This is a genomic window from Arthrobacter sp. SPT-J7, from assembly GCF_059089965.1.
On the sequence record NZ_JBNHFF010000355.1, the window covers coordinates 1 to 2,375 of the forward strand.

General features: G+C 66.2%; 1 protein-coding gene and 1 pseudogene. Both read right to left on the reverse strand.

Going from position 1 to position 2,375, the window contains the following annotated elements:
- Positions 1-2,012 (reverse strand): malto-oligosyltrehalose synthase (gene treY / locus AC5RWX_RS32555; RefSeq protein WP_494100302.1); only part of this gene is annotated, 2,012 nt, incomplete at its 3' end.
- Positions 2,009-2,375, reverse strand: a pseudogene (locus AC5RWX_RS32560) (glycogen debranching enzyme); the annotation flags it as partial. The gene treY and the pseudogene AC5RWX_RS32560, both read right to left, overlap by 4 nt.

Below are 2,375 nucleotides of genomic sequence, written 5' to 3' on the forward strand. Positions count from 1 at the left end.
GCCCGGGAAGTGACCAGGAGCTTGCTGGTTTCGGTGCCCGCGTCAGGCAGCTGACCGGCGTCGAGCTTTGCCAGCTCCTGCTGGCGGACCGCAAAGTCCACCGGCCGCCGGTTGTCGGGATCGGTCAGGGACCGTTCCCAGAATTCACTGCCCTGGTAAACGTCCGGGACGCCGGGCATGGTCAGCTGGACCAGCTTGGCGGAAACGGAATTGGACGCGGCGTAGGAATCAATCCGTGCCACGAAGTCCTCCACCACCTTGGTGACCCGGTCATCGTCGAAGGCAGCGGTTACTGCCGCCTTGACGTGCGACTCAAATTCTTCGTCCGGATCCGTCCACTTGGTGGAGTTGCCGGCCTCCCTGGCTGCCTTTTCCGCGTAGCCCTGCAGGCGTTCCCGGCTCGCCGGCCAGGCGCCGATGATGGCCTGCCAGAGCAGGTTCTCGTACGGGCCGTCCGGAATCGGGGCCAGCTCGCGAAGAGTGTTCAGCGTGGCAGTCCACTCCTGCGGCAGTTCCGCGATCACCGAGATCCGGGCCCGGGCATCCTCGCTGCGCTTGGTGTCGTGCGTGGACATGGTGGTCATCGAAAGTGGAAGTTCCTCCTGGCGCCGAAGCATCCGGCGGTGGAACTCCTCGGGCGAGACAGCGAACTCCGTCGGCTCGGCTCCCACCTCCGTCAGCGTGCCAAGCCGGGTGTAGCGGTAGAACGCCGTGTCCTCCACCCCCTTGGCCATCACCATGCCGGAGGTCTGCTGGAACCGGACGGCGATCGGGTTCGCCGGGTCGAGGAGCAGCGGCAGCAGCGTGCCGACCGCAACCTCCAGCTCGGGCCGGTGGGCCGCCGCGGACTCGCAGGCTTCCTTGAGGATGTCGGCGCCGGTGGGCAGATACGTCCGGTAAACCGGGAAGGCGGCGATGATCTCCGCAATGGCATCAGCAGCCTGTTCCACCGGTAACCCGTAGGACTCTGGAACCAGGCGGGCCAGGCGCAGCACCTCGGACCTCAGGATGCCGTCCGCGATCATCCGCTTGGTGCCCCGGATCATTTCGGCGTAGTCAGCGGCAACCGCAGAGCCCCGCAGCTTGGCGTCCAGGTCATCAAGGGCCTGCTGGCCGGCGGGATCAACAAAGACCCGGTCCACGTCAGCCAGCGCGTCATAGCCGGTGGTGCCCTCGGTGGCGAAGTCCTGGGGCAGCGCTTCGCCCGGCTCCAGGATCTTTTCCACCAGGATGTAGGCTCCACCGCTGAGGTCCTTCAACCAGCGCAGGTAGCCGGCAGGATCCGCCAGGCCGTCCGGATGGTCCACCCGGAGTCCGTCCACGAGTCCCTCACGGAGCCAGCGGCCCACTTCGGCATGGGCTTCCTCGAAGACGTGCGGGGTTTCCACCCGGATCCCCGCCAGCGTGGTGACGGCGAAGAAGCGCCGGTAGTTCAGCTCGGCGTCGGCGCGGCGCCAGTCGATCAGCTCATAGTGCTGGCGGCTGTGGACCTCCTGCGGGGTGTCGCCGTCGGAATACGTCCCTTCGGCGATCGGGAACCGGTGGTCGTAGTAGCGGAGTTCGCCGTCCTTGACCTCCAGCTTGTCCAGGTCTTCACCGGAGCCAAGCATGGGCAGCCGGATCTTTCCACCGGCCAGTTCCCATTCGACGTCGAAGGCCTCGGCGTAGGGCGAGACCTGCCCTTCCTTCAGCAGGGACCACCACCACGGGTTCTGGATGGGCGTGGCGACACCCACGTGGTTGGGCACGATGTCCACGAGGACGCCCATGCCGTGCTCGCGGGCAGCCTTGGACAGGGCCAGCAGGCCTTCCGGACCGCCCCGCTCCGGATCGACGGTGGAGGGGTCGGTCACGTCATAGCCGTGGTCCGAGCCCTGCTCCGCCGTCAGGATGGGCGAGAGGTACACCCAGTCCACGCCGAGTGATTTCAGGTACGGAACCTTGTCCGCGGCATCAAAAAGGGTAAAGCCGCGACGGATTTGCAGGCGGTAGGTGGATGCTGGGACCCTCACTTTTTGGATTCCTTCCGCTCCCCGATCTTCGTGGTCTTCCCGGGTTCGGCCACCACGGGCGTCGTGATGGACTCACTCTCGCTGGTGGCGGTCTGGGACAGTGCTGCCAGGGACGCAGCCACGGAGTGGTCCGGCTCCACCTCCGGAACCGTGTGGGCCCGCAGTACCACCAGGGACTTGGCCTCCACGGGCAGCGGCTGTCCTGCGGTCACAGGTTCCGTGTCGGCGTTGTGCCCGGCGGTGTCGATGATGACGTCCCAGGCGGGAGCGTACTCATCGGCAGGCATGGTGAATTTGACCATCTCGTCATGGGCGTTGAAGAACATCAGGAAGTTCACGTCCGTGATGCGGCGGCCCCGGCTG